The 1,859-nt window shown below is 61.6% G+C and carries 1 protein-coding gene; it reads left to right on the top strand.

What is annotated here, in order from left to right; genetic code table 11:
• Positions 1 to 1,528: sulfatase-like hydrolase/transferase (locus E4J89_RS19245; protein ID WP_136787818.1), on the top strand; the 1,528-nt coding region annotated here is incomplete at its 5' end.
• Positions 1,529 to 1,859 lie beyond the last annotated feature (331 nt).

Below are 1,859 nucleotides of genomic sequence, written 5' to 3'. Positions count from 1 at the left end.
GGGTTTCGCCGGCAACCCCACGGTCCGCACGCCCAACCTGGACCGGCTTGCCGCGGAGAGCATGATCTTCACCGAGGCCACGGTCACCAATCCCACCTGCATGCCCAACCGGGCAAGCCTGCTAACCGGCCGTTGGCCATCGGCGCACGGCACCCGGTTCAACGGCATACCGCTGGATCCGGATACCAACAATATGGTCCGGCAACTATCCTGTGGCGGCTACCTGACGACGGCGGTCGGTAAACTGCACCACCAGAACATGGGCTGGGACTTTGAACCGGTGCAACGCGCCGAAATCGAGAAGACGGACCCGCTGCTCCTTGACCCGACTGCCGCCGACGCGCGTTCCGTCAGCCGCCCCGATGGCTGGGACCAGTGGGAGAACCGTACAGCTCACGATCAAAGATTCATCCCATTGCCCGACGACTACTACGGCTACCGGCAGGTGGACCTCGTCGTCGGGCACGGCGACCGGCCCGGGGGACACTATATACACTGGGCGCGGGAGCGGGGCATCGATCCGCTAGCCGTCGGCGGAGTAGAGAACTCAGAACGGCGCTTGCCCGGGTGGGACCAAGTGTATGAGACAGCCATCCCCGCAGAAGTGCATCCCAGCAGCTATGTGGGGGAGAAAGCTGTCGAACACTTGGCGGAATTTGGCCAGACAGACGATCCCTTCTTCATGTTTGTCTCCTTTCCGGACCCCCACCACCCGTTCTCACCCCCACGGGGGTACGCGGACATGTACTCACCGGACCAGGTGGAACTGCCGACCGGCTTCTACCAGGACCACGCGAAGTCGCCCCCGCATATCCGCCGGATGTTCGAACGCCGCGGCGAACCCAACGAAGATCCGACCATGACGTTCGCCGCGAACGAGGTCCAATACCGGCAGGCTGCAGCTGCCCAGTATGGCCTGATCACACTGATGGACGAACAAATCGGCCGGATACTGACAGCCTTGGAAGCCCAAGGCTTGGCCGAGAACACGATTGTGGTCTTCACCAGCGACCACGGCGACTTGTTCGGCGACCACGGACTCATGCTCAAGCACTTCAGCCACTACCGCGCTGTCACCAACGTACCGCTGACCATCAAAGGCCCGGGAACCAGACCCGGCACATCCCCCGCCTTGGTTTCCACGGCTGACTTGGCCCCCACTCTGCTCGAATTGACCGGGACAAGGGCCTACCGCGGAATCCAGGGACGGTCGCTGGTGCCGCTGCTCGAACGATCCCAGGACTCGATCCGCGACGCCCTGATCATCGAGGAAGACCAGCCCTTCGGCCTGCCGGGCCTGCCCGGCCCCGTCCGCACCCGTTCAATCCTCACCAAAGACGGACGCTTCACCAGATACTTCGGCACAGACATCACCGAACTCTACGATCACCAAATAGACCGCGAGGAGCTCAACAACGTCGCAGGGCAACAAAAATACGCAGACCTGCAGGAGCATCTGAGCAAAGCGATGCTTGAAGGAATCGCCCAACTAGCCGATGCGGGATCCGCACCAACGGCAGCGGCATAGTACAGGCCACCGAGGTCCCATGCGGACGGCCGCCAGGGCCGTGCCGGTTGGATCAGTCCGCTGACGCAACGTCTGCCGGCACGGAAAAGGGAGGCTGCTCTCCAAAGGCTCGTCTGACCTGCGGAAACTAAAGTAGCCGTGGAACGGGAGTTCTCGCAGCTACTTCTACTCCCGTACTTTATAAGCCGATAACCGACGTTATGACAAGTAGAACAGTGATTATTGCATCCGATGCACGACAGGCCCTCCACTGCCGCGACTTCGGCACCACACTGCATGGACGACACCACATCGTCTCTGACCTGCGGAAACGTCCTTCAGAAAGTCGAGT

Origin of the sequence: Arthrobacter sp. CAU 1506, from assembly GCF_005047635.1 — a bacterium.
Taxonomy (GTDB): domain Bacteria; phylum Actinomycetota; class Actinomycetes; order Actinomycetales; family Micrococcaceae; genus Crystallibacter.
This window is presented reverse-complemented; position numbering and strand designations above follow the sequence as displayed.